The organism is Metabacillus halosaccharovorans (assembly GCF_002019635.1).
Classification (GTDB): Bacteria; Bacillota; Bacilli; order Bacillales; family Bacillaceae; genus Metabacillus; species Metabacillus halosaccharovorans.
This window is the reverse complement of record NZ_KV917372.1, coordinates 391,058-416,726: the sequence shown is the minus strand read 5'-3', so window position 1 is coordinate 416,726 and position 25,669 is coordinate 391,058. Positions and strand designations below refer to the sequence as shown.

Below are 25,669 nucleotides of genomic sequence, written 5' to 3'. Positions count from 1 at the left end.
AGTGAGTTGAAAATTCCTTCTAAAAACCTATCTGGTTCTTCTCTCTATAAGATTAATCCCTAATCCCATAGTCACCACACCAATTAACAGCATAAATAATAAAGACATCATCACATCCTGAAAACCGGCATCATAAAAAATAACTGACATAATCGCATCCATTGCATGTGCCATCGGAAATAGATCAGCTATGAACAATAGAGCTGAATTTGTAATCGTTCCCGGCATCATATAAGCTCCACTAACAATTGGTATAAGGGGGATAACTGATGGGTAAATCGCATAAAATTGCTCCGGAGTCTTTACAAACCCGGTAATTAACATCGCGATACTGATCATACTAAAAATAAAGAACGCAGCAATTAAGATAATTAACCATAATTGATCTCCCAGCTCATAGTTCATCAAGTACTTAAACACGAAGAGAACAACAACTACTTGGAATAGTGTAATCAAAAAGCTATAAAGTACATAGCCACAGTACATCTTGGTTTTACTAATCGGTGATAGGATCATTCGATTCCAAATGCCAGAGACTTTATCATGTGTGACATTGTTTACCTTTAGTCCGAGAATAAACATCGAAATTAAAAATGTAAAAGCAAATAATAATTGAGTACTCATGTTATAATTCGGAACTTTATCACTTTCAAGTCCTTGAGTCTCTATTTGAAATGGTGCTTCTTCCATATAACGTTCGAGTTCTTCTCTAACGTTTTCGTTTTCTTTTGATTGAACAATTGCACTTAATTGTGCCTCCTGTTGAAATACCTTGTCAACATGCTGCTGAACATACGATACTGTTGGAAGCTCACTTGTAGCAACCAACCTGTAATCTGTCTCCATAACCTTTACTGCTACATCAAGCTTACCATCCCGTACGTCCTCACGCGCTTCATTTGGTTCTACGACAACAAACTGAAAGGAGTCATCAACATTTAACAGATCTACCCATTTCTTCTCAATTTCTGAGGCATTATCTTCTTCACTGAATATAGCAACCTTTGTCGGTGAATAAACACCTCCGGCAAAAACTAACGTTGCAAGAATACTACCCGCAATAAATAAAATAATGAAGATAGGGTTGCGTTTATCCTTCGTAAATTGCGCCCAAACTACTGAATTCACTACGCTTCCCCCCTTTTTGGATATAGAGCTAAACCAATTACTGTACACAGAATAAAAAATACAACAAGGAACATACTTGGTTTGATGATGGAGGAAAAATCCTCAAATTGAATCCATTGTGTCATGATAGCTAAAGATAGACCGTTCGGTGTCCACTCTCCGATCTTTTGCAGCCAATCAGGTAATATATAAACAGGAACAAAACTACCACCGATGATACCAAAGAGAATAATAACGATCATAAAAATACCATTCGCAACATCGATATCAGACACTCTGAGCGAGATGCTGGTAAAGACAGCAGATAGCGCGGATATTGCTAAGGATAGTAATGTTACAATCCCAATGGTACCAAGCCAGAAGGAAATCGTCCGACCTGGAAAAATATCTAAAATAAAGTGTGACAAAATGAATACAAACATTGTTTGCAACCAAGCTAAACAGAATGTTGAGACCATTTTCCCTATTAAAAAATGGAATGGATGACTATTTGTCAATAAAATCCGTTGGAATACTTTTTGTCTAATTTCTTCACCTGTTTTCGTTGCTACGGTTGCTGCAAGGAATAATGTAAACAACGCCCCGATTGCAATCGGAAAATACTGTGTGAGTGTAAAGCTTTCACCAGCTCCAATTTTCTCAATGCCTCCCTCTGGCAGGATGACTTCCTCCTGCGGGGTACCTCCCACTTTCTGTAGGGCAAACTGAACATTCATTTGATCCATAAACCCTTGGATTATTTGGGCTAATGTACTGGTGTCATTCGTTTCCATTTCTATTTTATATTTAAGTGAAGCAGTTGGCGGTTCTCCCATTAAAGCTGAATATAAACTATCTGCTGTAAATCCATCCGGTATGATTAGGATTCCATCCAATTCTCCTTCCTTCATGTTAGCTACTGCCTCTGTTTCCTCCATCTCATGAACCGTTACCCATTCCTTTAAATCATCACTATGAAGATAATCTTCTAACATTGAAATAGGTTTTATTAAAGTTGCTTGACTCAATATCTCCGCTGTTTGCTCTTCACCTAACGTAGCCTCTTTGACCAAACGCTCCTTTAATTGAGTCATTGCTTCTGTGTCGTCATCCTGATTCACCACTGCCAATTGTAAATCCATCTTTGCATCCTCATTAAAACCAAACAAGCCGGCAAAAGCAAAATTTAAAACCAAGACTAAAATAATGGGAAGGACTAGTACGGTAATGATCTCTTTACGGTCACGCCAAAACATTAGTAAGTCCTTTTTTATAAAACTTAACATCATTCCACCTCCTTAGTCCCGTAATGTCCGGCCAGTTAAATGAAGAAATACATCCTCCAAGCTAGGTGTTTCAGTATGAAAATTAACAATTTGAGTATGATATTGGTCAGCTAAATGAACAAGCTCACTAATTAATTGACTTCCCTTTTTTACAATCACTTTCATTTGCAGGTGATTTGCCTCTACCTTACGAACACCTTCTATGGTCTTGACATGCTCGACAAATGCTTCATCCATACTACTTAACTCCACTTTTATCGTATCCTCAGTTGATAAAATGCTAAGTAGCTCTGCTTTTGTCCCTGAGGCTATAATTTCACCATGATCCATAATGTATAATCTGTCACAAAGTTGTTCCACTTCTTCCATATAATGACTTGTATAGAGTACCGTTGTTCCATCTTTTTCATTTAAATGACGTACCATCTCTAGGATATGATTTCGCGATTGCGGATCAATTCCAACAGTCGGTTCATCTAAAATGAGTATTTTCGGTTGATGTAATAGAGCTGCAGCAATATTGACCCTGCGTTTCATACCACCTGAAAATGTCTTTACTAAATCCTTTTGACGTTCTTGTAATCCAACAATATCCAGAGCATTTTGAATCCTTTTCTCCAGTTCTTTTCCTTTTATTTTATAAATAGATCCAAAAAATTTGAGATTTTCATAGGCTGACAGCTCTTGATAAAGCGCAATTTCTTGTGGTACGACACCTAAAATATTTCTAATTTCACCAGGTTTATCAACAATGTTTACACCATTTAGCTTTATTTCACCGCTTGTTGGCTTAATCAAACTTGATATCATGGAAATGGTTGTTGATTTCCCTGCTCCATTTGGCCCTAATAATCCAACAGATTCACCATGATCCAAGTATAAATTCACTTCTTGCACAGCGGATTTCCCTTTAAACGACTTTTTTAAATTAATTGTCTCAAGCACGGGTATGCCTCCTTTGATGTTTTAGCATCTTTACTATTTGCATCTTAAAACAAAAAAACCAAAGTCACTACTGACTCTGGTCACTGTATGAATCGACACTTATTACTTTTGTCACTTTTTTACCTTAGACGAGATGATTGCGAATGGCGTAAATAGCTAACTGTGTCCGGTCCCTTAATGCTAATTTCTCTAAAATCATACTTGTTTGATTTTTGACGGTTCCAACTGACAAGCCCAGCCGTTCGGCAACTTCCTTATTATTTAACCCTTCACCGATACATGTTAATATGGCTCTTTCCCGTGGAGTTAATCTCGGATCTATTGAATCCTTCTCTTGCTTTTGAAGTAAGACTGGCATTACTTTTGCCGCAACCTGATCTTCCAAAGAAAGCCCGCCACTTAATGCACTTTTAATTGAGCGAATAAGTGATTCCGTATCACCATTTTTAAGCATATATCCACTTACTCCTAATTTTAAGGCTTCCATTACGTATTCTTCGTCATCAAATGTTGTCAACATTAGAATTTTCATTAGAGGAAAACGTGACCGTAATATTTTCGTTGCCTCAATTCCATCCATTACTGGCATACGTATATCTAAAATGGCTACATCAAAAACCTGCTTCTCACATAGGTTAATCGCTTCTTTGCCATTATCAGCCTCACCAGTTACAGTGATCTCTTCATCTGTTTCAATCATTGCCTTTAAGCCTTGGCGTACCATCACTTGATCTTCCGCAAGTAACACCTTAATCATATGACCCTCTCCGTTCAACTAAACGTATACTCCCTCTCACGACGAAATGACGCTCATTATGATCAATTTCCAGGGAACCTCCAACTTTTTCTAATCGAGTCCGCATGGCTTTCAATCCATATCCCTCTTGAAAAAATGGATGAGAAGGAGCAATATTAAATACTTCAAATCTAAAAATACTCCCGCCCGGAGACTCAAACATGACATGAGCTTCTCTTGAGGTACTATGTTTCATAATATTTGTGAGTGCTTCTTGGACAGCCCGATAGATTGCAAAAGACTGCTCACCTGTTAGTGGTGCAGCAAAAGCTCCATGCTTAACAGAAAAACTTATTTTCATAAAACTTTCCATTTCCAGTTTGCGAATTAAGCGGATCACACCTTGTAAACCACCTACTTCTGTCTGTTTAAAGGATTTTACAGCACGTCTCGTTTCCTCTAAGCTTTGTTCAGCAAGTTGTTTAAGCTCTGCTATTTTTTCTTTGTCCTTATTCTCTGCATGCAGGCGAAATACCTCAAACTGCATGATCAGTGCTGTTAGTTTATGTCCAACAGAATCATGTATTTCATGACCAATAAGCATTCGCTCATCCTGTCTTGCCTGTTGTTCTTCTGTAACAAGCTGTCTTTTCATCTTCCGATACTCATCAAGTAAGGCATCATTTTTTTGTTGTGTTTCCTTTTCTCGCTTATGTACGGCTTGATAATGGTATAACGCGCTTATTAACATCATATAAAACAAACTACTCCATATTAATTGTGTAGTACTAAGACTTGCTTCTGATAATAGGTATATCGAACTGCCTAATTGAAATACAACCACTATTAAACTTTTCCACCTAGGTAAATAAAAAACTGCTTCTGCTAGTAGTAAAGCATGTATGAAGAGCAGATATGGATTTAACAAATTGTCTGCCGGATAGAAAACGAGGATCGTTAAGATGGTCTGTGTGCAAAATAATAGTGTTTGCACCATTGTTCTTTCTTTAAATAGAGGTAGAATAAATAAAATAACAAAATATAAACTTGTAGCGGCCAGTTGTCTCTCATTTATACTTGATGGAAATTCATAAAAAGTTACTCCCCATACAGCGATATGAATAGCTAACCAAATAAGATATACCTTCTTCATTAGTATCTGTAAACTCCTCCGAAAAGCGCAGAAAGTCTTTTTCTATTAGTATACTATGTTACACAACTTGAATGTAAAAAGAACTATATTGTTTTCCCTTTTTTCTTTATATCGGCATCCAAACCGGCCCCGATTGCTATTCCCAAACACATTCCTATCGGGATTCCTAAGGCAATATTGTCGAATATTGTTAAACCAAACACGACCCCCATGCTCATTCCAATCGACATGTAAATACTCATGTAATATCCTTCTGGTAAGAGTTTATGTTTTTTCTGGAGATGGTTATAGGTTTGCTGGATAAAGTGTTGGTGTTGTTTCAGAGCATTTTTATCCAAGTTGTCTAAATCTGCTTTTAATTTGATAAAATGATTCTTTAATTCTAGTAATTGTTGCTCACATTCCTGACAATTTTCAGATAATGAATCCAATTTTTCAGCAACTCGTTCACATTTATTAAAATCAAGCTTTCCAGTGTTTTTTTTATTATCAATCTTTCTAAGCTCCTTAATGGTTGTTTTTATTTGATCAAGATGGTCATTCATTTATGTTCCCCCTAGCAAGTAACGTGCTACCTTTACATACGATTAAATGGTGTAAAAAGTTTCAAAATTGTTCATAAAAAAAGGCAAAAACGTCCTAAAGATAAAAGACGTTTTTGCCTGTTCTATTTATTCAGTTTCATTTGTTAAGCTTCATTTAAAACCGGTTTACCGGCTTCGACTAATACTTTATTTTGATTCATGAATAGCGTTAGGATGATGATGAACAGTCCTGTTCCTAATAGAAGCCATTCGATTCTAATGATATCCGCAATCGGCCCAAAGATGAGCATTCCAATAGGCATCATTGAGGTTGAGATCATCCCCATAACACCAAATACTCTACCTAAATATTCTTCTTCAATTTTTTCCTGCAACAATACAGTCGTTGGTGTATTGAAGATCGGCATGGCCACTCCGAATAACGCCATAAATATCAAGTACAACCAAAAGATTGGTGTGGCACCAAGGGCAAACGTACAGACTCCCATAATAAGACTGGAGAACGCCATTGTTTTCACTTTATTTGGGAAGCCTCCCCATGAAGCAATAATCCCCCCACCAATCATCATACCAATGGAAAAGGCGATTTCGATTGCCGTTAATTTCCATACATCATCACCGAATGTACGTGTTACCTGCAATGGTGTTAAAAATGCAGCAGGTGCCATCAACACAAAGAAGACAGCAAAGAATAAGAAAAACGTTTTGAGAAATGCATGATTATTTATATACTGTAAGCCTTGTTTAAAATCACTTAAGTAGCTTGTAGTTTGTTTTTCGGCTGCTTTTTCATGGGTAGAGATCTTTAAAAAGGCAAGGAGAGTAAAAATCGCGATAACAGCTGTTATGACATCAATGAAAAAGATGATTTCAATTGATGTTGTTGCTAACAGTGCCGCACTTACCATTGGTGAAACAAACATGATAATGGCTTGAATACTTCCATTTGCGCCGTTTACTTTTGTTAGTTTATCCTTCGGAACAATTTGCGGAAGAATTGCTCCCACTGCTGGTGTTTGAATGCCTGTTCCAAAGGCACGTACTGCTGCCATCACAAACAATAACCAAGTGGCATCATAGCCCATTAAAAAGAGAATGGCCAAAATAAGCGTTGCTGTAGCAATAAGCCCATCAGCTACCATAATAAGCATTTTTCGATTGTACCGATCTGCCCACACTCCTGCAACTGGAGACAAAAGAAATGTAGGAATAAATCCGCAAATGATATACAAAGTCATCATTAAACCAGATTCAGTCTCCAGCGTGATGTACCACATAATCGCGTATTGGACTAATGAAGACCCGAATAGTGATATCGTCTGACTACTTAAGAAGAGTATAATATTCTTAAACCAATTCTCCTTGAGATCGTTATTTACTGTATTCATTTTTTTAACAACTCATTTCTATTAAGTTTTTTAAATCAACTCTTCACCCATCTCCATCTACATCGAACCGCTCTGTTGATGTATATTTTTAAAGACATCAAAAAAAGAGGGAAAAATAATCCCTCTTTTTAATAAACCGCTAAATAATGGTTTCCTTTAAAAATAGACAGACCAATCCCGTTACTCTGAACATAGGCAGAGTTCCTTACAAACGTATTCAATTAACGATTGCAGTCTAGGAATCTTAATCTCATTGATGCTGTCAAAAGGAAAACCTCCATTTCATCCATAGTTACTTAAATATTAACAAAAGTGAATTACGTTAACAAGACTTTTAATGATTCTTCACTCCAGTAAAAATTTGAATAGCATCTCTCAAAAACTCAGCTGTACCCGGTTGCTCCTGATCATAATAAGCTGTAAATCTCTCATCGTCGACATACATTTGAGCTAGACCTGCGTGTGCCTCTTTACTATAGGAAGGCCAGTGGAACAGTAACCATTGTTTATGCAACTGGGCAGCTCTTTGTGCTAATTCACTAGCAGGATCTCCCGTTATCATCGCATTTTTTAATAGTTCTCTCATCTCCTTTTCAATATTGACAGATTTTTCGTATTCCACTTCAGACATATTCATGAATTTCTCATTCGATTTCTTGACGGTTTCTTCTCCGTATTTTTCACGGATTTCTTTTCCGTATTTATCTTCATTTTCCTTAAGAGCTTTTTGTTTAAAGCCTTCGAATTTTTCTTGATCAGTCATCTTCATTCTCCCTTCTGAATGTGCAATTGTTTTTTCAACATTTGCAATTAGTTGATCTAACTGGTTTCGTTTATCAAGGAGACGCTCTCGATGCTCATGTAATGCCTTTGCGAAGTCAAAAGCAGGATCAGTCACGATATCTTTTATTTGATTTAGCTGCAGACCAAGTTCACGATAAAAGAGAATCTGTTGGATGAGATTTACTTCATATTGTCCATAGATTCTGTAGCCTGATGAGTTGATTCTTGCCGGCTTAAGAATTCCAAGCTCATCGTAATATCGTAAAGTCCTCGTACTGATACCCGCTAATTCTGCAAGTTTTTGGATCGTGTATTCCATCTCTAATCCCTCCCTGATAATTTCACTTTACACCTTTACGCAACGTCAAGGTCAATACATAAATGAAGATTTTTTTGACTGATTAAAAAATGAAACGAAGCCATCATGTACGAAATTTTAAACATGCTTTTATCACGTTTTATCCCTTTTAAATCTGTTTCCTGTATTTGAGTAAACCAATGCAAAAATAAGAAGACTAATAAATAAAATAAGGCCAATGATAAATAAAATTTGATTTTTTAAACCTTCGCTAAGTGCCCATAAAAATAAGCTAAGACTGATTCCATACATGATCTTACTCATAAACTTACACAACGCTACTTCATCATACTGAGCTTTTTCATCTTCAGACATCGTATTATAACCAGCAAGCAGAAAGGCTCCTTTTCCTTTTGATAGGACATAGGCGAAAATCAAGAAAGGTATTGATAAAATAAAATGAGTAATAGCTCCAGTCATGACTTATCACCTTCCAATTTACTATGTAATTTTAATTGAGCCATTAAATTCTACTATTACTACGTTCAACTAAAACAATAAGTTTCATTATACATCGGGGAAAAATCAATAAAGAAGTGGGAGTATACACTTCTTTATTGTCTTTATAAATGCTGTTACTAAACTGCTTTTTGTTTAAAATAGACCATGCCACCTACCGTAAAGACGAGAAAACCACCAATAATAACAAATACCAATGTCTCTATAGAAAATGTAAAGCCTGACTGCTGATCCATCACCATGCCTAAAAACGGCTGTGCCCAAGGATACCATGGACCGAATGTTTCTGAATTTGCAATGAGTATGTTTGGTAAAGTTAAGATGACATTAAGTGCAACAGGAGCAGCAAAACTGGACCAAGCGGTAGATACCCATAATTGTAGGGAGATAATTGGTAAACACCCTAACCAGCCCATAAATAAACGAAGGAACACTTCCTTCCAAGGAAATGGATCATTGAAACCATGTAACATTCCCACAAGAAACAATCCTGCTAACATCAGAATTTGTGTTAATGCTACAAATGTACAAACAGTGATGAGCTTTGCGCTATATACTTGGAGCCTATTAACTGGTAAAGCCAATAGTTGCTTCCATCCCCCTTCAGCATGCTCATAAAGACAAACAGCTGCAGCAAAGATTCCAGCAAGTAAGGGCAAGAAAAGAATGGCTTGAACCATAATCATTGATAAAAATGAATTCATCCACTCATTTCCTGCATTTTCAAATAAGTTAAAATAAGCAGCAATCGTTGAGAGTATGGGACTAATAAACAAAATTTGTAAAACTCTCGATTTTTTAAGCTTTAACCATTCTGTATAAATAAGTTTACTTAGCATTACTTCACATCCTTTTGATCAAAATGGATGAGACTAGTGATAAGAATGATCCCACCGACAACGATTCCTAGTAACACACTGATTTCTGGTATTTGCCATTTATTTTCAAGCAATGGCCATTTCCAAATCAACCACTCCGGTCCACCATAGGCATACATCGACACAACCGAACCAATAATTCCGATTGTTAATGGTGTACCTTGGTTCGATGATGCAACAGAATACCATAACTGAAAAGCTAAAATTGGCAAGGCAGCAAAAAAAGGATAAAAGCTGTTAATTGCAATCTCCTTAATAGGCATGCTTTGCTCCCAATCAAAAAAGGTGCCAAAAACCATTGTTCCAATAAACATCAGCAATGTAGAAATAAATAACAAATAGCTAATTGTCATAAATTTAGAGCTATATACCTTTACTCTACTGATAGGTAGTGCTAACAACTGTTTCCAGGAATTTGTCTTATGTTCGATATTAGCAAAAAGAGACGCAAGAAGTGTTGTTCCTAAAAGCAAAGCAGGTGTGAGAAATAAATTGATTTGTCGCAATAACTGTAGCCAATAATCATCTGTTTGACGGATGAGCCAGTCATAGCGGACCAAATAATTGACGGTTGTTAAAGAAAATATCCCAATTGGTCCTAAGAAAACAAGAATCCACATGCCGATTGATATTTTTTTAAAGTCTGTTCGTAATAACCGAAGGATCACAGGCTTTGCGCCTCCTTCGTCATCTCGAGGAAAATACTTTCAAGCGAGCGTTTTTCCTCCTCAACCCGGTACACGTCCAACCCGTTTTGGACAAGGGCATGAACCATCGCAGCAACATCTTTATTTGTACTTTGATTAAACGATACATAATCTCCTTCTGCATTCCCTTTTAAGCCCTCTTTAAGGAGGACTTTCCAAGCAGCCTCACGATTGTTTGTTTGGATGCGAATTTTGTTCACAGATTTCTTTCGTAAAACGTCAATTGAATCTTGGAAAATAAGAGATCCTTTTGATATAATTCCAACCTGGGTAGCCATTTGGTCAATTTCTGATAAAAGATGGCTTGAAACAAGGACCGTCACACCATATTTTTCTGGTAAATTTTTAATTAATTCCCGCATTTCAATGATTCCTGATGGATCTAAACCATTTGTTGGTTCGTCAAGGATAAGCAGTTCCGGACTACCGAGCAAGGCAGAAGCAATTCCGAGTCTTTGCTTCATACCTAACGAGAACCCTTTAACCGGTCGATTTGCATCCTTTTCTAATCGCACGATATTAAGAACTTCGTCAATTCGTTCTTTAGGAGTTTGTAAAATAATTTGGAGTAATTCCAGGTTTTCTCTTGCTGACAAATTTCCATAATATGATGGTGATTCAACCAAAGACCCTATGTTTCGTAAGATTGTTTGCTTCTCTTTTTTTAATTCTTTTCCAAAAATTTGGATCGAACCGGTTGTTTCCTTCATTAATCCTAAAAGCAGCTTGATTGCTGTTGTTTTTCCAGCTCCATTTGGACCAAGGAAACCATATATAGCTCCCTTCGGAATTGACAGATTCACTTGATTAACCGCAGCTTTTCCATTAAATGTTTTTGTTAAATTGCTTGTTTCCACAACGTATTGCTTCATTTTAATCACCTCTATTAACACGATAAACAATGAATCTTAAAATGAAGTGGTGGTAATGTTTAAATTTTGTTTAAATCTATGGAAACATAAAAAAAGAATACGACGTTGTTCAATCGTACTCTTTAGTGTTTCGTTAGGCATATTGTAGTTCCATCACTAGAGGTTTCAATGTTCCAAGTAATGTTCATTTCCTTTGTCATCAGGTCAATTATGGAAAGACCAATTCCTACCCCTTCTTGTTCTGACTTGTTTTTCATCCCAGGTCCTTTATCCATTATATAAATCGAATTCCCTTCACACATGATTTTGATATACTTACCTGACTTGGCATGTCTCACTACATTTTGAAAAAGATTATCTAAAATTCGCTCAAACCAATTTGGATCCATCTTCCAAAAGACAGTTTCTTCAAACAAATCGATGTCTACTGTAAACTGTTCCTTTTCAAAAATTGGATACCAAGCTGTTAGCGAGAGTCGTATCACTCGATTAACATCAACATTTTGTGGCTTGTAGGTATATTTCCCTGATGTTAATAACGTGTATGATAACAGGTTTTCAATTAACGTATGCAAATGATCGATTTTTTTATCGATTATTTCAATTGATTTCTGTCCGTCAGAAGAAATGTTTTCATTTTTTAATGTATAGGCGTGGGCTCTAATGGTGGCTAAAGGTGTCCGGAGATCGTGGGACAAGTTAGCAATAAGCTCTTTTCGCAGCTCCTCTTCCTCTTGTTCCCGTAACCTGCTAGCCTCTAAACGTTCAATCATTTTATTAAAGGATACCTCCAGCTCACCTACTTCATCGATTTCACCAACGGTAACCTTATCTGGAATTCGTTGTTCCTCTACATCCATTGACGTTTGAAGTCGTACAATTCGTTTTCGAATCGACCGGAAAAATAGCCATGAAAGAGCGATAAATAAAAGTAACAATAGTCCAACAACCACGATATAAATGATTTCAAAATAATATTCAAGTTGTTGAATTGGGTAATCCATGTACTTCCTATCAATTTGCAGAACAATAAAGCCATTGTTTTCTTCTTCTCCGATAAACGAGACAACCGTAAATGGATCTCCGCCATAGCTTTGTTTCATAAAAGAAACTGTATAGGCTGGTGTCCAGTATTCAGGAATATCTGCTGTATTGTCGGATATATAACGAGTTTTGCCGTTTTCATCTATCCAAAATACGTTGGATTCTTTTATTTTATTTGTTGTTTCTTTTAAAGCAGTTACCGTTTCAGCTTCAGTAAGCCTGTCTAATTCTTTTGCCTTTTCATGCCACTCAGTTTCAACTTCTTCACTATCATAAACATCCATATCGTTGTGTTGAACAATAATAGCCGGCATATAAACAACCATTGATGCAAGTGGAAAGGCAATTGGGAGGATTAACATCGCGCATACAATTAAAATTAAGTACTTTGTTTGCAATGTGTTGCGAAGCTTCATTGTTTTAACCTATAGCCAATGCCTCTAATTGTTTCGATTATGGTTGGCTTGGCAGGGTCTTTCTCAATTTTTTCCCGAAGATAACGGATATGAACCATTAATGTCTTGTCACCTTCAAAATAATCTTCTTCCCAGATAGATTCGTATATTTGTTCTTTCGTCAAAATTTGTCCGGCATGCTTTAATAAATAATCGAAGATTTGGAGCTGCTTAGATGTTAGGATAATTTCTTCGTCTTCTTCTTGCCGAAAAAGCTGATATTGCTTAGGGAGATAGCGTAAATGCTGAACTTTTATTTCTGAAGGCATTATACGATCAAAACGGCGTAATAACACACTTATTCTTGCAGCAAGCTCATCTGGATGAAATGGCTTTGTCATATAATCATCTGCAAATTCAAGACCCTCCAGCTTATCATCTACCTGTGATCGTGCTGATAACATGATAATAGGCAAAGATGGCACTGTCTTTTTCAAGCGCTTACCAATGGAAAAACCGTCTAATCCGGGTAGCATAACATCAAGAATGGCAAGATCTGTTGTATCAGCAAGCTCTAAGGCTTTGTCTCCGTTTTTTAACCAATTTACCTGATACCCTCGTTTTATTAGGTCCTGGTATACCCACGAACCAAGTTCTTCTTCATCTTCTATGTATAGTATTCTCATAAAATAGGATCCTCTTTCTTGGTAAAGTCAATATATGTAAACTATATCATAATCTATTTAAATGTAAAAAAGAGAGTGCTGCACTACTCACTCTCCACATTTACAACATTTACTTTATTGCTCCCAGCACTTCCAGGACCATCTCTTTAAAAGCTTTTTGATCAATAGCTTCACAAACCCGAACATTTTTTGGGCGCTCCAATCGATTATTTACATCGACAAGACTGTAACCTCTTGTTAATTCTCCGGCAGTTTCAACATCTACATGATAGAGATTCGATTTTGTCATGATGTGTTCGTTTGCCGCAACTGCAGCAAGTAATGTATCCGGATGTGTTGTGCCATTCAATTTATGCACACTTTTGTTAAATTTCATGACAACTTTATTAACATCTTTAAAAAATTGAGAACCTTTTGTTGCCAAGGCTTCAATATCCTCATGATCCTGATCATTCATAATTGAATATTGAGTACACATTTCCCACCCAACCATTGTCATCGGAATACCCGAATGTAGAACAATTTTCGCTGCCTCTGGATCAACGTAGAAATTGTATTCTGCACTTGGGGTTATATTTCCTAATGCATTATTCGTACCTCCCATAATATATAAATGGGGAATTTTCGAAATGATGGTCGGATCCTTTTTAATCGCCATGGCAATATTTGTTAATGGAGCAATAGCTAATATATGTATTTCTCCCGGGTATTTATGAACGGTTTCAATTAGATAATCAACTGCATGTCCCTCTGAAGGAGACTGGATCGCTTTTTCGAAAAACGAATCCCCCATTCCATCTTTACCATGAACATCCTCAACAGTAAGATGCTGGTTTTCTCCAAGACCCATTATTGGACGTTCATACCCTTTAAATACGGGTACTTCTTCATTCTTTCCTGCTACTTGTACAGTGTAAAGTGCATTTTCAACCTGTTGATCAAATTGTACATTTCCACCGGTGACCATTATGCCTTCAACCTGAAAATAATGAAGAGCAGTTAAGATGGAAATCGTATCATCACCTGCTGTATCCGTATCAATAATCACTCGTTTTTTTTCTGCCATTTTAGATATCCTCACTTACATTTTTAGCTAGTTCAGTTATGTAATCAAAGAAAGCGTCACGGTCCACGTCATAAACGACATTTACAGGTCTTCCTTCAGCTGTTTCAACTGTACGCCCTTGGCTTGGACCTTCTGTTAAGACAATGCTGTTAATTGTTTGTACCTTTACAAGATCAGGTTTACCAACAAACGCAGTTGTTAACACATCCCATAAATAATAAGTAGAGTTTGTTGAAAAGTGAACGAGAGGCGGAACCATTGCATAACACTGTCCAAGGAAATCCACACCTAGATTTTTCCGTTCTCTTGCCCAACCCTCCCGCACATCTAAAGTAAGCGGTACTTGGTTAGTACTTTCAAGAGCAACAAGATCAATTTCAATGTTTGTTTCCCATACACGGGCTGCTGCCTCAGGGTCCCAATACACATTCCATTCAGCTGTTCCATCATGTTCAGGCTCATGTACATTTCCTTCCTCGCGAAATGTACCTCCCATCCACACCAGACGTTCAATTTTCTCCTCTATTTCAGGTGCTTCATCTAACGCACGGGCAAGATCGGTAAGCGGTCCTGTAAATAATAAAGTTGTCTTTTCATCCGTTTCTTGAATGGTTTTGATTAAATGAAGATGTGCAGGTATGTCTGCAGCAGGTGTGACAACTTTTCCTGCTTCATTAAGTATTGGCAGCGCATCTACATAAAACGCATGCATGCGCCAATCTTTCGGAAACGGATTCTTTGCGCGCGAATTTGATTCTGCTACATCAAGTCCACCGTTTCCAAAACGATCAATAATTTTCCGGCTTGCAAACATTGCAGGTTCTAAGTAACAATCTGCCGGAATGACTGAAACACCGGTAAGTTTAACAGTGTCCATTTGTAATAATAAAAATAAAGAAATTAAATCATCTACACCGCCATCATGGTTAAAGTAAATTTTCTTTTTCATGTTAATCTCCATTCTTTTTCATTATTGTAAACATGTTCAACTTTATAATGCAGAATAAAATTTTGTCAATATAATTTCAGGATAACGCTTAAATATTGTGTAGATAGAGGTTTTATAAATAATGATCATTAACTGGTAAATAAATAAATTTGATCATGAAAAGACCAATAATCATCCATCTCTCACCAATATAAAATTTTGTAACAGTTCACTTTCATTAACAGAAATTCGAATTGCCAAATCTTCTGTCCGGAATACAAAGTCTTTAACACCGATAAACTCAGATTCAGCAATCAAATAGAATTGTGTCCCCTTTTTGAAGCCTTTAAAGTTTTTCTTTAGTTTATATATCTTCATTCTCTTTACCCAGCTACTTCCCTTATATGCTATTCTTATCTGAAATTATCAAGATCTGTTTTGCATGTCAACCGTGGACCTAAAGAGTAAGAGTAACTTCTATTTAGTTCTTCTTTGGTTGAGATCCCTTTTTTATAATAGTAGCATTTTTACCTAAGATAACTGAAAGGACAACAACCAACGCTATGAGTATAGTAAAGAATGTGATCGATTCATCGAGAAAAACTGTTGCAAAGAGAATCATCAAAAAGGGCTGTAAATATTGGATCTGACTTACTCTTGCTATTCCTCCCAAAGCCATTCCGCTATACCAAGCAACATATGCTAAAAATTGACTAACAACTGCGAGATAAAAAAAACTGACCCATGCCTGAATGGGTGCATGAAGCATTTCAATTGTAAGATGTAACCCCACAGGAATTATGAAAAACGGTGCACCAATCAAAATTGCCCACGCAATGACTTGCCAACTTCCTAATTCCTTTGCTAATTTTCCACCTTCTGCGTAACTAAGTCCAAGAATTAGCACAGCTGCCAGTATGGCTAAATCAGCAAATTGTAAGTGACCGAAACCTAAATGAAAGGCATATATAATGACAGCAAAAGACCCTATTAAACTAGAAATCCAGAATTTTATTGATGGAATTTCTCCGGCTCTTAACATGGCAAATCCCGCTGTAGCTAATGGTAACAAAGCGACCTCTACTGCTCCATGAGACACAGGCAAGGACTCCATTGCCCAAGATGTGAGAAGCGGAAATCCTAATACTGCTCCAAAAGCAACAATTCCGAGGCTTTTGAATTGACGTGGTGTCGGAAGTTTTTCTTTTCGAACGATGAATATGATTGCAACCAAAAAAGCCGCAACAACTGTTCTTCCTAAGCCAACGATTGTTGTTCCAAAATATTCTACAGCAATTCTTGTAGCAGGAAGTGTTAAGCTAAAACAAATAACACCTATAGTTCCTAACAAAAATCCAATTTTCTCCCTTTTTTCATTCTGCATGCTTTCCTACCTACCTTTTTCCTTAGTATTATATTCTGCATGATTCAAGATACAGTTTTGATATAATTAACATATTAATAGGTACACATGGTAGAAATAAACAATTGTTTCACCTATCTGTACGGGTACAGATTGAGGAGGATATACGGATGGGCTTAAAATATACGGAGATAATGGAAGAAATAAAGATTCGACTTGCAGAGGGATCACTTCATGCAGGTGATAAGCTTCCTTCTGTCCGACAGTTATCTGATTATTTTTCTTGCAGCAAAAATACAGTAATTAAAGCTTACGAAGAACTTGAAAAAGAACATTACATCTACTCCATACCTAAAAGCGGCTTTTATGTCATGAAAGAATTTCAGGATAAAGCAAGTGTGCATGATGTAATCGACTTCTTGTCTGCTGGTCCAGATAAAAATGTTATGCCTTATAAAGACTTTCAGCATTGTATGAATGAAGCAATAGAACAATATAAAGGTGAACTATTTACATATTCTGATCAACAAGGGCTTTACTCATTACGAGTTCAGTTGGCGAAATATTTGCGAAATCTCCAAGTTTTCACTCAACCTGAAAGAATTGTCATCACTTCTGGTTCACAACAAGCTCTGCACTTACTCATTTCTATGCCATTTCCTAATGGGAAAAACAATATTCTTATTGAACAGCCTACCTATTTCGGTTTCCTTGAATCGATCTCTTTACAATCAGCAAAAGCATTAGCCGTTGATTTAACGATGGAAGGCATTGATCTTGAGCGTCTTGAGTATATATTCCGGAATAATGATATAAAATTTTTCTATGTCATTCCCCGTTTTCACAATCCGCTTGGACATAGTTATACGAATAAAGAAAAGAAAAAAATTGTTGAATTAGCGGAAAAATACGATGTTTATATTGTGGAGGATGATTTTTTAGGAGACCTTGATCTTAATGCAAAATCGGATCCTTTCTATTCGTTTGATCCTTCCGGGAGAGTTATTTATATAAAAAGCTTTTCAAAAGTTTTCCTACCAGGATTAAGGGTTGCTGCTGTTGTACTTCCAACGTTTTTGATCAACACTTTTTTGCGATATAAATTCAGTTTGGATTTTAATAGTTCCGCCCTTTCTCAAGGAGCACTTGAAGTCTATATGAAAAGCGGTATGTTTAATAAACATCTGAAAAAAATTAAACATGTATATAAAAGGAAGATGGACATTCTTCAAGAATCGTGTGAATTACTGTTACCAGATCATACTCAGTTCACTAAACCGACTTCCGGTTTTTATCTATCCGTCATTTTGCCGGAACATATAACAGCAAAACAGGTCGTTCTTTTGCTGAATGAGAAAAATGTGTTTGTTGATGATGCGATCCGGATGTTTTTGCCAGAATATAAAAAAGAAAATCTCTTGCGATTAAGTATCTCTCAAGTCGAGGAAAATCAAATTAAAGCAGGAGTTGAGCAATTGGCAGAATGTATCGCTTTAATAAATAATCGAAAAAATCGAGTGTCACCAAGTAATTTTTTGCGTTTTTAGTTTTAAAATAATGAATCATACTTCACTCTCTAAAGGGAATTTGTGATACACTATTCCCAAAACTTGTTAAGAGAGGTATTTATATGAATATTGGTGATGTTGTATTTCAGCTATTAATGTTTATTTTTATGTTCGGAATTTTTGCTGTCGTTTTTTTTCTTGTTCGATCTCTCCTTTCGAAGAATCCGCAGTCTCAAAAAGATAATGAAATTGAAAAAAAGCTTGATAGAATTATTGAGTTACTAGAACAGGATAAAAAATAGTCATTTTATCCTGCTCACTATGTTAGTGCTTACTCTGTCAAAGCTTCTTCAGTTAGCAGAAGCTGACTCCCTCCTTTTACCTCAAAGATCTTTTCATCCACACTTAGCCAAACCGACATGGCTGATGGGTTGAAGACAAACTGGCTGCTTGCTGAAAATTTGAGGTTTTTGAATGCTTTCATATAATCCACAATTTCAATATTTGTTGCGTACCAGATATCGTCCCGATTACCAACATGATCACAGAAGTTTTCAATTAGATCCCAGTTTTGATCGTTGTCAAATTCATAACTGTGACCCCATACATACATCATATATAGATATTGCTTTTTATGGAGATTAAGAAAATCATCAGCTCGTTGCATTAACTCTTTATTATGATGACAGGTTGGATTCCACTCAAACAAATCATCAGGTATGGAAAAATCACCGGTACTATTGACGGTTCTTGAATATTCAATTCCCAAATAAGGTAGTAGTTCTTTTATGTATGAATTATAAGAACCGTTTGGATAGGACATTCCTCTAACTGTGTAATCTGCGATTCTCTCCAGATTTTTACGGTCTTCCAATATCTCATGCAGAAGTTGTTCTTTAGGAGACCTCGCAATAGTTGGATGTGTCAAAGTGTGTGCTGATATTTCATGGTCTCTGTATAGCTCAGCCACTTCGTTTTCAGGAATTCTGTCACCTGTTCCAAACAGACCGGAATTAAGATGAAAAGTCCCCTTTATCCCATATCGGTTAAAAATTTCTACTAGCCGTCTATCGGCCGCTTTTCCATCATCATAGCTCATCGTCAGTACTTTATGCTTTCCTTCTGGGAAAGTCATAACCACTTTTGGCATTCCATTCACCTCATTAGATTGGTTTATCATTAAAAGAATAGTACTAGGTAAAGAGTTAATCATAAGCATTTTAATTAAATGAGATCCGTTTATCTAGTAATCTCAAATAACTATATAATGTTATTCTCTAAGCTTTCTATATTTCCTTCACGTAAATATAAACCACAATAAAGCATTTAAAAAGTATCTACTCATGTGACGTCGGTCATGTTATAAGTAAAATAGAAAGATGATTATATATAAAGGATGTGTAAGAATCGTGATTACACCTATTTTAAGAATGTTTGAACTGGAAAAGGCAAAGGAATTCTATATTGATTTCTTAGGTTTTAAAATAGATTGGACCCATCAATATGAAGAAAATATGCCTATCTATTGCCAAATATCTTTAGATCATAATATTTTACACCTTTCAGAACATCATGGTGACTCTTCTCCAGGCAGTGCAATTCGAATTAAAATAGACAATATAAAACAATTTCATTCTATACTTCAAGCAAAAAAGTATGCTTTTTCCAATCCGGCTCTAGAGGAGTCACCATGGAATACTGTTGAGTTGACAGTGATAGATCCTTTCTTTAATAGAATTACTTTTTATGAAGAAATGAATTGAGGATTGGTTGGAAAGATTGAGTTAGTGATTGAATATTCATAGAGAGTGGTTGAATTAAGGGGAAAAGTGGTCGAAATAGCGTCTTGAAAATTTGGATGGTTGAAAAATTTGAGCAAGTGAAAATAACTTGTCTATATGTATATAAAATCAGGCGACCAACACTATGAGTGTTGGTTGTGGTTATTAAACTCGTATGTGTGTCATATATATGTTATAATTATTCTAAACTAACAAAGGATGGATATATATTAAATTTGGACAAAAAGTTATTTATAACAGTCGGATCCATTTCATTTTTCATGAACATGGTAATGGTCTATATGAAATCCAGAGTTTGGAAAATTCGTTTATATTAGTTAAATTACAAGATTTGATATACAGAATGAAATAACGGCCAACTTTTAAAAGTTGGCTTTTTGTTTTCAACTAATCTTTAACCTTGCATTTTGCAAGGTTTTTCAATATGTACAAAATGTGAAACTATTTTGATATCTCATTCGTATTATTTAGTATGATATGGAAAAAGTGGGGGTTTCAGGATATGAGAGATATGATATTAGAAATTAATGACTTGAAAAAAAATTATGGTCCAAAGACTGTATTAAATGGTGTATCACTTCAAGTGAAAAGTGGCGAAATTATTGGTTATATTGGTCCAAACGGAGCAGGAAAAAGTACGACTGTTAAAATTATGCTGGGTATTGAAAACGAATACTCAGGTGAGGTCAAACTATTCGGTCAAGATATTTCAGATGGAAGTATTGAGTATAAACGAAAAATTGGATATGTTCCGGAAATTGCTGAGGTGTATGATAATTTAACTGGTCATGAATACCTTACATTTATTGGTGAATTGTATGGACTCGATTCCAACCTTGCTGAATATAAGGCTAAACGTCTAATGGAACTATTTGGTATCGGTGAAGTTTATCATTCCCGCATTGTGTCTTATTCAAAAGGAATGCGCCAAAAGCTTTTAATTATTTCAAGCTTACTACATAATCCTGAACTTTTGTTTTTTGACGAACCAATTAATGGACTGGATGCAAACAGTGTGATGGTTTTCAAAGAAATTATGACCCAGCTTGCTGCACAGGGAAAAACGATTTTCTACTCTTCACATATTATGGATGTGGTTGAAAAAATAAGCAGCAGAATTATTCTTCTACATGAAGGCAAAATAGCGGCTGATGGTCCATTTGAAGAGTTGAATCAAGAAAACAAGGATGGGACTCTTGAACAAATTTTCACCCAACTGACCGGATTTAGTGAACATAAAGAACTTGGCTCACGATTTGTTTCTGTTGTAAGGGAGATGTAAAAATGAAGGATTTTCGCACACTTAAGATATTAGATCGATTAGAGAAAGTTTTCACAAGCTTTGATATAGACTACAAGAGTATGAGAAAAATACTTCAAGTAAAATTGACAATGGATGGCCGGCGGATTCCAACTATATTCTCTCAAAATGCTCCAAAGAAAGACAAGGAAACCAGCAATCAGTATATAAAATCTTTATGGATTTATGTTTTATTCGGACTGTTTATGATTCCTTTTTTATTTATAGGAGATTCTTATCTTTTTCAAATGAGCCTCTTCTATGGAATTTTTACCTTCTTTGTTATGACATCAATGATTTCCGACTTTTCTTCTGTACTGCTGGACATACGTGATCGAAATATCCTGTTTCCAAAGCCTGTTAATAGAAGAACCATTAGCACAGCTAAAATGGTTCATGTAATGATTTATCTCTTTTTCCTTACGATTGCGCTTGTAGGAATTCCTTTAATAGTTGGTCTTGTTAAGAATGGATTGATTTTCTTCTTAGTATCAGTGATTAACATTCTCCTCATAGACATATTTGTCGTTGGGCTTACAGCACTTATCTATTTGTCTATTTTACTATTTTTCGATGGAGAAAAATTAAAAGATATCATTAATTATGTTCAAATTTTCCTTTCGCTTGCGATTATGATCGGGTATCAATTGCTTGCTCGTTCTTTTGTTATTATTGACCTTGCCATTTCATTTGAACCGCAATGGTGGCAGGTATTTATTATTCCAATGTGGTATGGTGCAATCATGGATATGATTATGAATGGTGATTTCCAGCCGATTTATCTATTATTTTCAGCTTTAGGGGTCATATTCCCTCTTCTATCACTCTGGCTATATATAAAATTTAATCCCGCTTTTGAGCAAAACCTTCAAAAGCTTACAGATCAAGGGAAAGCAAAAGAAAAAAGACGGAGTAAACTTAGTCAATTGCTCCTTAAACTCATTTGTCGAACACATGAGGAAAGAACCTTTTTCCGATTTGCTGGTTTAATGATGAAAAATGAACGAGATTTCAAATTGAAAGTTTATCCATCTTTGGGATTTTCCGTTGTTATCCCGTTTATTTTTATTATGAATGGTTTTAATACTGATTTTGATCAGATATCCAACAGCAATTCATATTTATCCATTTACTTTAGTTTAATCATTATCCCGACCACTATGATGCTTTTGAAGTTTTCAGGAAAGTATAAAGGCTCATGGATATACAGGGTGGCGCCTATTGTGCAGTTAAAGCCGATGTTCAGGGGCACAATAAAGGCTTTTATTTTTAAATTATATTTGCCTGTTTACTTGCTGCTATGTGGACTTTTTCTTGCATTATTTGGTGTGAAAGTTCTGCCAGATCTAATTGTCGTCTTTATCAATTCTTGTCTATATGCTGTCATTTGTTTTATGATTCTAAAAAAATCACTACCTTTTTCTGAGTCATTTGAACATGTAAATCAAAATAATGGGGCACTTGTATTTGGTTTAATGCTAATTGCCGGATTATTTGCTGGTCTGCATTTTATCAGTACATTGTTTAGTTATGGGATCTATGTTTATTTAGTTATTTCGATTGTCACTCTGTGGATGCTTTGGAAAAAGGTTTTTGATATAACATGGGATCGGGTTATGCAATAAAAATGAAAGTACATTGATGTGGTGTAAAAGAAGGATTCACTGCAGGAAATCGAGGAAGTCGGGACAGTTGACCTGTCCCCTTGTCCCTAATTTGGTTCGACGTGTATGTGGACGCGTTCGATGTTGTATGTGTCACGGAGTCGTTGTTCGATTTTGTCGGTGATGTTGTGTCCTTCGATGATTGTAAGGGTTGATTTGACGAAAATAATTGCGTCGACAGTTGTTTGATTGCCGGATACGCGTGCTTTTAGGTCTTTAACGAGTGTAACTCCGGGTGTGTTTTTGATTTCTTCTTCTATTTCTTTCAATTTCTCGGCATCAAAGCCATCTGTTAAATCATGGACGGCTTCCTTAAAGATTCCCCATGCAGTATGACAAATAATAAGTCCGACGATGGCAGCCACAATAGAATCCAAACGGGCAAATCCTAAATATGAACCCACGATCCCAATAACTGCCCCTATACTAACTAATGCATCTGAGCGGTTATCCTGGGCAGCAGCGTATAATGCTTTACTTTCAAGTTTTTTTGATAATTTTCGGTTATATCGATAAACAAAATACATAAAAACGGCACCGAATAAAGCAACAAATGCAGTAAATAATTCTGGTGTACTTTCCGTTGGAGAAGTAAAATTTTTAAAAGCATCCACAATAACTTGTATTCCTACAATAAACATGATCATTGCAGCAATTAACGAAGCGATCGTCTCTGCTCTGGTGTGACCGTACTTATGATTTTCATCCGCAGGCTTTTGGGCAAACTTTAAGCCAATTAAAACTGTAACTGATGCAATCACATCTGTTAAATTGTTTAATCCATCAGCTCTTAATGCATCTGAGTTTCCAATAAAACCAGCTATTAACTTAACTGCTGAAAGGAAAACATAAGCTAAAATGCTGATCCATACTCCTCTTTCTGCTTTCTTTAAGTTGTTGTTAACCATTAGATCCTCCTAGTAAGACATAAACTTAGAAAGTATATTTAGAATGAGCTTTTTTAGGTTATTTTATTACTAATTAGGAGGAAAAAGGAATCTGCTTGTTTTCAAGTTCGTTCCCTCCATTCTTCTACAACCCATTAATATATTCATCCCCAAATACACCTGAATTATTGTAGTGTAGCATTTACAATTTACAGTTTTATGGTTCGTTATTTCTATTACTTTGTTCTCTTCTCGGTGTTTCAACAATTAAAGCCTGGTAAAGGTAATTAGCTACTGCAATACTTAAAAGAAAAAGCTGTTTGCGGCTCATTTTCACCATTTTGTAAACACCCAGTTTTTCTGCTAAGGATGTTAGTGGATAAGCAAATAAATAATCAGAAATAATGTTAGTCAGCAAATATAACCAAAATTTTTTATACGTTAATTTAAAGATCCAAAAGTTAAGAATCGTAAAAGGACCAAATACAAATGATACATCTGTTGCTAACTTAGGTATGATAGGATTTTTAACTTTCCACCATTTTAATTTCCGCGATAATTCACTTATTAATGCTATAATCAAATCACTAAAAACAATTGTTGGCAGGTACCTAATAAACGATTGTTTACCCAGCTTTATGACAGATAACCATGGCATTATCAGTAACATATACATTTTCCAATTTTTCTTCATAATAAGACCCCGCATATGGACAATAATTAGGTAAAAATAACTCTTACTTATTTTTACCTAATTATTCTTTTATATCCATTTTTGAACAGTATCCATTTCATATGAAAATAAGGGCTATTATATTTTATCTTGTTGAAAGCTAACAAGCTTTTCACTTCAGAAACGCTTCATTTTTAGAAACTCTAACCATTTCACGAGGAAAGTATTTTTTAAAATATTTTTCCACGGCTACGTGAATATCTTTCCGATACCATTTAGATAGACCATGTTCCTCAAATAACGTTGGCATACCTAATTTCTCTGAACGTTTTCCCATTGAACCATCGCCAATACTCAATGTATCGATCCAAATATGGTCTGCCTTTCCTTGTAAAGCTTTTGGAAAGTCGGGTGTGAAGGGTAATACAGGAGAAATGGATGCTTGTGTTGGTATTCGTGCGTCGCGAAGTTCTTTCATAGCGTTTAACCGCAATGTTATTCCGGGTGCATATGGGGCAAATAATCTTTTAATATCTTCCCGATCTGTTTCAATTGTCATTGATACAATTACATTGCATTTCTCTTTCAATATAACGAGCAAATCAATATCCCTTTTGATGAGAGGACTTCGTGTTTGAATTTGAAGAAAATCAGGTGGATGGTCAATCATTTCTTCTAGAAGCCGACGAGTGATGGTTGCTTTCCGTTCAATTGGCTGATATGGATCTGTGGCTGAAGACATAAAAATGTTCACCGGTTTCTCTTTTTTGCGAAGTCTCTGTATTTCTTTCCGGTAATTTTCTGCTGCATTTGTTTTTATATCTACCCATTCTCCCCAGGGTATGTCTTTGAAACGCTGAATAGGCATTTCTCGAACATAACAGTACAAACAGGAAAAACCGCAGCCGCTGTATGGATTTAATGAATGTGTAAATCCAACGTCTAAATATCCTTTAGCTTCCGTTAGTATTTTTTTTGCTTGTGTTTCTTTTATATGCTTGGTCATTTGATCCCTCTTGTTTTTTATTATAACTAACCATTTATTAAATCATTTTCCTTCTATATTATTTAATATAACATTGGTCGTTTTAGCTAATCCAGTCAAGAGCAGAAACCCTACTCCATCTTTCCGGATA

27 protein-coding genes are annotated in these 25,669 nt (G+C 35.9%); 5 read left to right on the top strand and 22 right to left on the bottom strand.

The features are described from left to right. Positions 1–27: 27 nt before the first annotated feature. From BK577_RS16290 to BK577_RS16205, 18 genes are all read right to left on the bottom strand, one after another. A complete protein-coding gene (locus BK577_RS16290; RefSeq protein ID WP_078433927.1) occupies positions 28–1,128 on the bottom strand; it encodes an ABC transporter permease in 1,101 nt (366 codons plus the stop codon). Further along, on the bottom strand, positions 1,128–2,393 hold the full coding sequence (locus tag BK577_RS16285; RefSeq protein WP_078433926.1) for an ABC transporter permease: 1,266 nt from the start codon (positions 2,391–2,393) through the stop codon (positions 1,128–1,130). Before BK577_RS16285 ends, BK577_RS16290 begins: the two co-directional genes overlap by 1 nt. A gap of 12 nt (positions 2,394–2,405) precedes the next feature. After that, positions 2,406–3,338 (bottom strand): ABC transporter ATP-binding protein, encoded by a 933-nt coding sequence (locus tag BK577_RS16280; RefSeq protein WP_078433925.1) that lies wholly within the window; start codon positions 3,336–3,338, stop codon positions 2,406–2,408. A gap of 124 nt (positions 3,339–3,462) precedes the next feature. After that, positions 3,463–4,095 carry a response regulator transcription factor gene (locus tag BK577_RS16275; RefSeq protein WP_078433924.1) on the bottom strand — a complete coding sequence of 211 codons (633 nt, stop codon included), beginning with the start codon at positions 4,093–4,095 and terminating at the stop codon, positions 3,463–3,465. After that, positions 4,088–5,227 carry a sensor histidine kinase gene (locus BK577_RS16270; protein ID WP_078433923.1) on the bottom strand — a complete coding sequence of 380 codons (1,140 nt, stop codon included), beginning with the start codon at positions 5,225–5,227 and terminating at the stop codon, positions 4,088–4,090. The genes BK577_RS16275 and BK577_RS16270 overlap by 8 nt, the downstream gene beginning before the upstream one ends. A gap of 83 nt (positions 5,228–5,310) precedes the next feature. Continuing rightward, on the bottom strand, positions 5,311–5,772 hold the full coding sequence (locus BK577_RS26445) for a glycine zipper domain-containing protein (RefSeq protein ID WP_245823528.1): 462 nt from the start codon (positions 5,770–5,772) through the stop codon (positions 5,311–5,313). A 143-nt stretch (positions 5,773–5,915) separates the two neighbouring features. Next, complete coding sequence (locus BK577_RS16260; protein WP_078433922.1) at positions 5,916–7,160, bottom strand: MFS transporter; 1,245 nt, start codon at positions 7,158–7,160, stop codon at positions 5,916–5,918. 334 nt (positions 7,161–7,494) lie between these two features. Further along, positions 7,495–8,262 (bottom strand): MerR family transcriptional regulator, encoded by a 768-nt coding sequence (locus BK577_RS16255; protein WP_078433921.1) that lies wholly within the window; start codon positions 8,260–8,262, stop codon positions 7,495–7,497. 132 nt (positions 8,263–8,394) lie between these two features. Next, entirely contained in the window at positions 8,395–8,721 is a 327-nt protein-coding gene (locus BK577_RS16250) for a DUF3784 domain-containing protein (protein WP_078433920.1), read from the bottom strand. Positions 8,722–8,879: 158 nt separating this feature from the next. Beyond that, complete coding sequence (locus BK577_RS16245; protein ID WP_078433919.1) at positions 8,880–9,599, bottom strand: ABC transporter permease; 720 nt, start codon at positions 9,597–9,599, stop codon at positions 8,880–8,882. Then, complete coding sequence (locus BK577_RS16240) at positions 9,599–10,306, bottom strand: ABC transporter permease (protein WP_078433918.1); 708 nt, start codon at positions 10,304–10,306, stop codon at positions 9,599–9,601. Before BK577_RS16240 ends, BK577_RS16245 begins: the two co-directional genes overlap by 1 nt. Further along, positions 10,303–11,217, bottom strand: coding sequence for an ABC transporter ATP-binding protein (locus BK577_RS16235; RefSeq protein ID WP_078433917.1), 915 nt, complete (start codon positions 11,215–11,217; stop codon positions 10,303–10,305). The genes BK577_RS16240 and BK577_RS16235 overlap by 4 nt, the downstream gene beginning before the upstream one ends. A gap of 122 nt (positions 11,218–11,339) precedes the next feature. Further along, positions 11,340–12,677 (bottom strand): HAMP domain-containing sensor histidine kinase, encoded by a 1,338-nt coding sequence (locus BK577_RS16230; protein WP_078433916.1) that lies wholly within the window; start codon positions 12,675–12,677, stop codon positions 11,340–11,342. Next, positions 12,674–13,342 carry a response regulator transcription factor gene (locus tag BK577_RS16225; protein ID WP_078433915.1) on the bottom strand — a complete coding sequence of 223 codons (669 nt, stop codon included), beginning with the start codon at positions 13,340–13,342 and terminating at the stop codon, positions 12,674–12,676. The genes BK577_RS16230 and BK577_RS16225 overlap by 4 nt, the downstream gene beginning before the upstream one ends. A gap of 109 nt (positions 13,343–13,451) precedes the next feature. After that, positions 13,452–14,408 (bottom strand): nucleoside hydrolase, encoded by a 957-nt coding sequence (locus tag BK577_RS16220; protein ID WP_078433914.1) that lies wholly within the window; start codon positions 14,406–14,408, stop codon positions 13,452–13,454. Between the two features lies 1 nt (position 14,409). Continuing rightward, positions 14,410–15,357: a nucleoside hydrolase gene (locus BK577_RS16215; RefSeq protein ID WP_078433913.1), complete on the bottom strand. Its 948-nt coding sequence runs from the start codon at positions 15,355–15,357 to the stop codon at positions 14,410–14,412. Between the two features lie 171 nt (positions 15,358–15,528). Next, the gene (locus BK577_RS16210) at positions 15,529–15,714 is read right to left on the bottom strand and encodes a hypothetical protein (protein WP_078433912.1); all 186 of its coding nucleotides are present in this window, start codon (positions 15,712–15,714) and stop codon (positions 15,529–15,531) included. A 103-nt stretch (positions 15,715–15,817) separates the two neighbouring features. Continuing rightward, positions 15,818–16,720 (bottom strand): DMT family transporter, encoded by a 903-nt coding sequence (locus BK577_RS16205; protein WP_078433911.1) that lies wholly within the window; start codon positions 16,718–16,720, stop codon positions 15,818–15,820. Between the two features lie 149 nt (positions 16,721–16,869). Here BK577_RS16205 and BK577_RS16200 point away from each other — a divergent pair, with 149 nt between their 5' ends. Beyond that, positions 16,870–18,246: an aminotransferase-like domain-containing protein gene (locus BK577_RS16200; protein WP_078433910.1), complete on the top strand. Its 1,377-nt coding sequence runs from the start codon at positions 16,870–16,872 to the stop codon at positions 18,244–18,246. Positions 18,247–18,329: 83 nt separating this feature from the next. Further along, complete coding sequence (locus BK577_RS16195) at positions 18,330–18,509, top strand: DUF4083 domain-containing protein (protein ID WP_078433909.1); 180 nt, start codon at positions 18,330–18,332, stop codon at positions 18,507–18,509. 29 nt (positions 18,510–18,538) lie between these two features. Here the strand turns inward: BK577_RS16195 and BK577_RS16190 are convergent, their stop codons facing one another. Next, a complete protein-coding gene (locus BK577_RS16190) occupies positions 18,539–19,357 on the bottom strand; it encodes a polysaccharide deacetylase family protein (RefSeq protein ID WP_078433908.1) in 819 nt (272 codons plus the stop codon). A gap of 259 nt (positions 19,358–19,616) precedes the next feature. Here BK577_RS16190 and BK577_RS16185 point away from each other — a divergent pair, with 259 nt between their 5' ends. From BK577_RS16185 to BK577_RS16175, 3 genes are all read left to right on the top strand, one after another. Continuing rightward, positions 19,617–19,970 (top strand): glyoxalase superfamily protein, encoded by a 354-nt coding sequence (locus BK577_RS16185; protein WP_078433907.1) that lies wholly within the window; start codon positions 19,617–19,619, stop codon positions 19,968–19,970. A gap of 541 nt (positions 19,971–20,511) precedes the next feature. Further along, on the top strand, positions 20,512–21,291 hold the full coding sequence (locus BK577_RS16180) for an ABC transporter ATP-binding protein (RefSeq protein ID WP_078433906.1): 780 nt from the start codon (positions 20,512–20,514) through the stop codon (positions 21,289–21,291). Positions 21,292–21,293: 2 nt separating this feature from the next. Continuing rightward, positions 21,294–22,934, top strand: a complete 1,641-nt coding sequence (locus tag BK577_RS16175) for a hypothetical protein (protein ID WP_078433905.1) — start codon at positions 21,294–21,296, stop codon at positions 22,932–22,934. Between the two features lie 86 nt (positions 22,935–23,020). On the opposite strand, the gene BK577_RS16170 is transcribed toward BK577_RS16175, so the two are convergent. From BK577_RS16170 to BK577_RS16160, 3 genes are all read right to left on the bottom strand, one after another. Beyond that, positions 23,021–23,881 carry a cation diffusion facilitator family transporter gene (locus tag BK577_RS16170; protein WP_078433904.1) on the bottom strand — a complete coding sequence of 287 codons (861 nt, stop codon included), beginning with the start codon at positions 23,879–23,881 and terminating at the stop codon, positions 23,021–23,023. A 196-nt stretch (positions 23,882–24,077) separates the two neighbouring features. Next, entirely contained in the window at positions 24,078–24,554 is a 477-nt protein-coding gene (locus BK577_RS16165) for a hypothetical protein (protein WP_078433903.1), read from the bottom strand. A gap of 151 nt (positions 24,555–24,705) precedes the next feature. Beyond that, positions 24,706–25,539, bottom strand: coding sequence for an SPL family radical SAM protein (locus tag BK577_RS16160; protein ID WP_078433902.1), 834 nt, complete (start codon positions 25,537–25,539; stop codon positions 24,706–24,708). Positions 25,540–25,669: the final 130 nt, after the last annotated feature.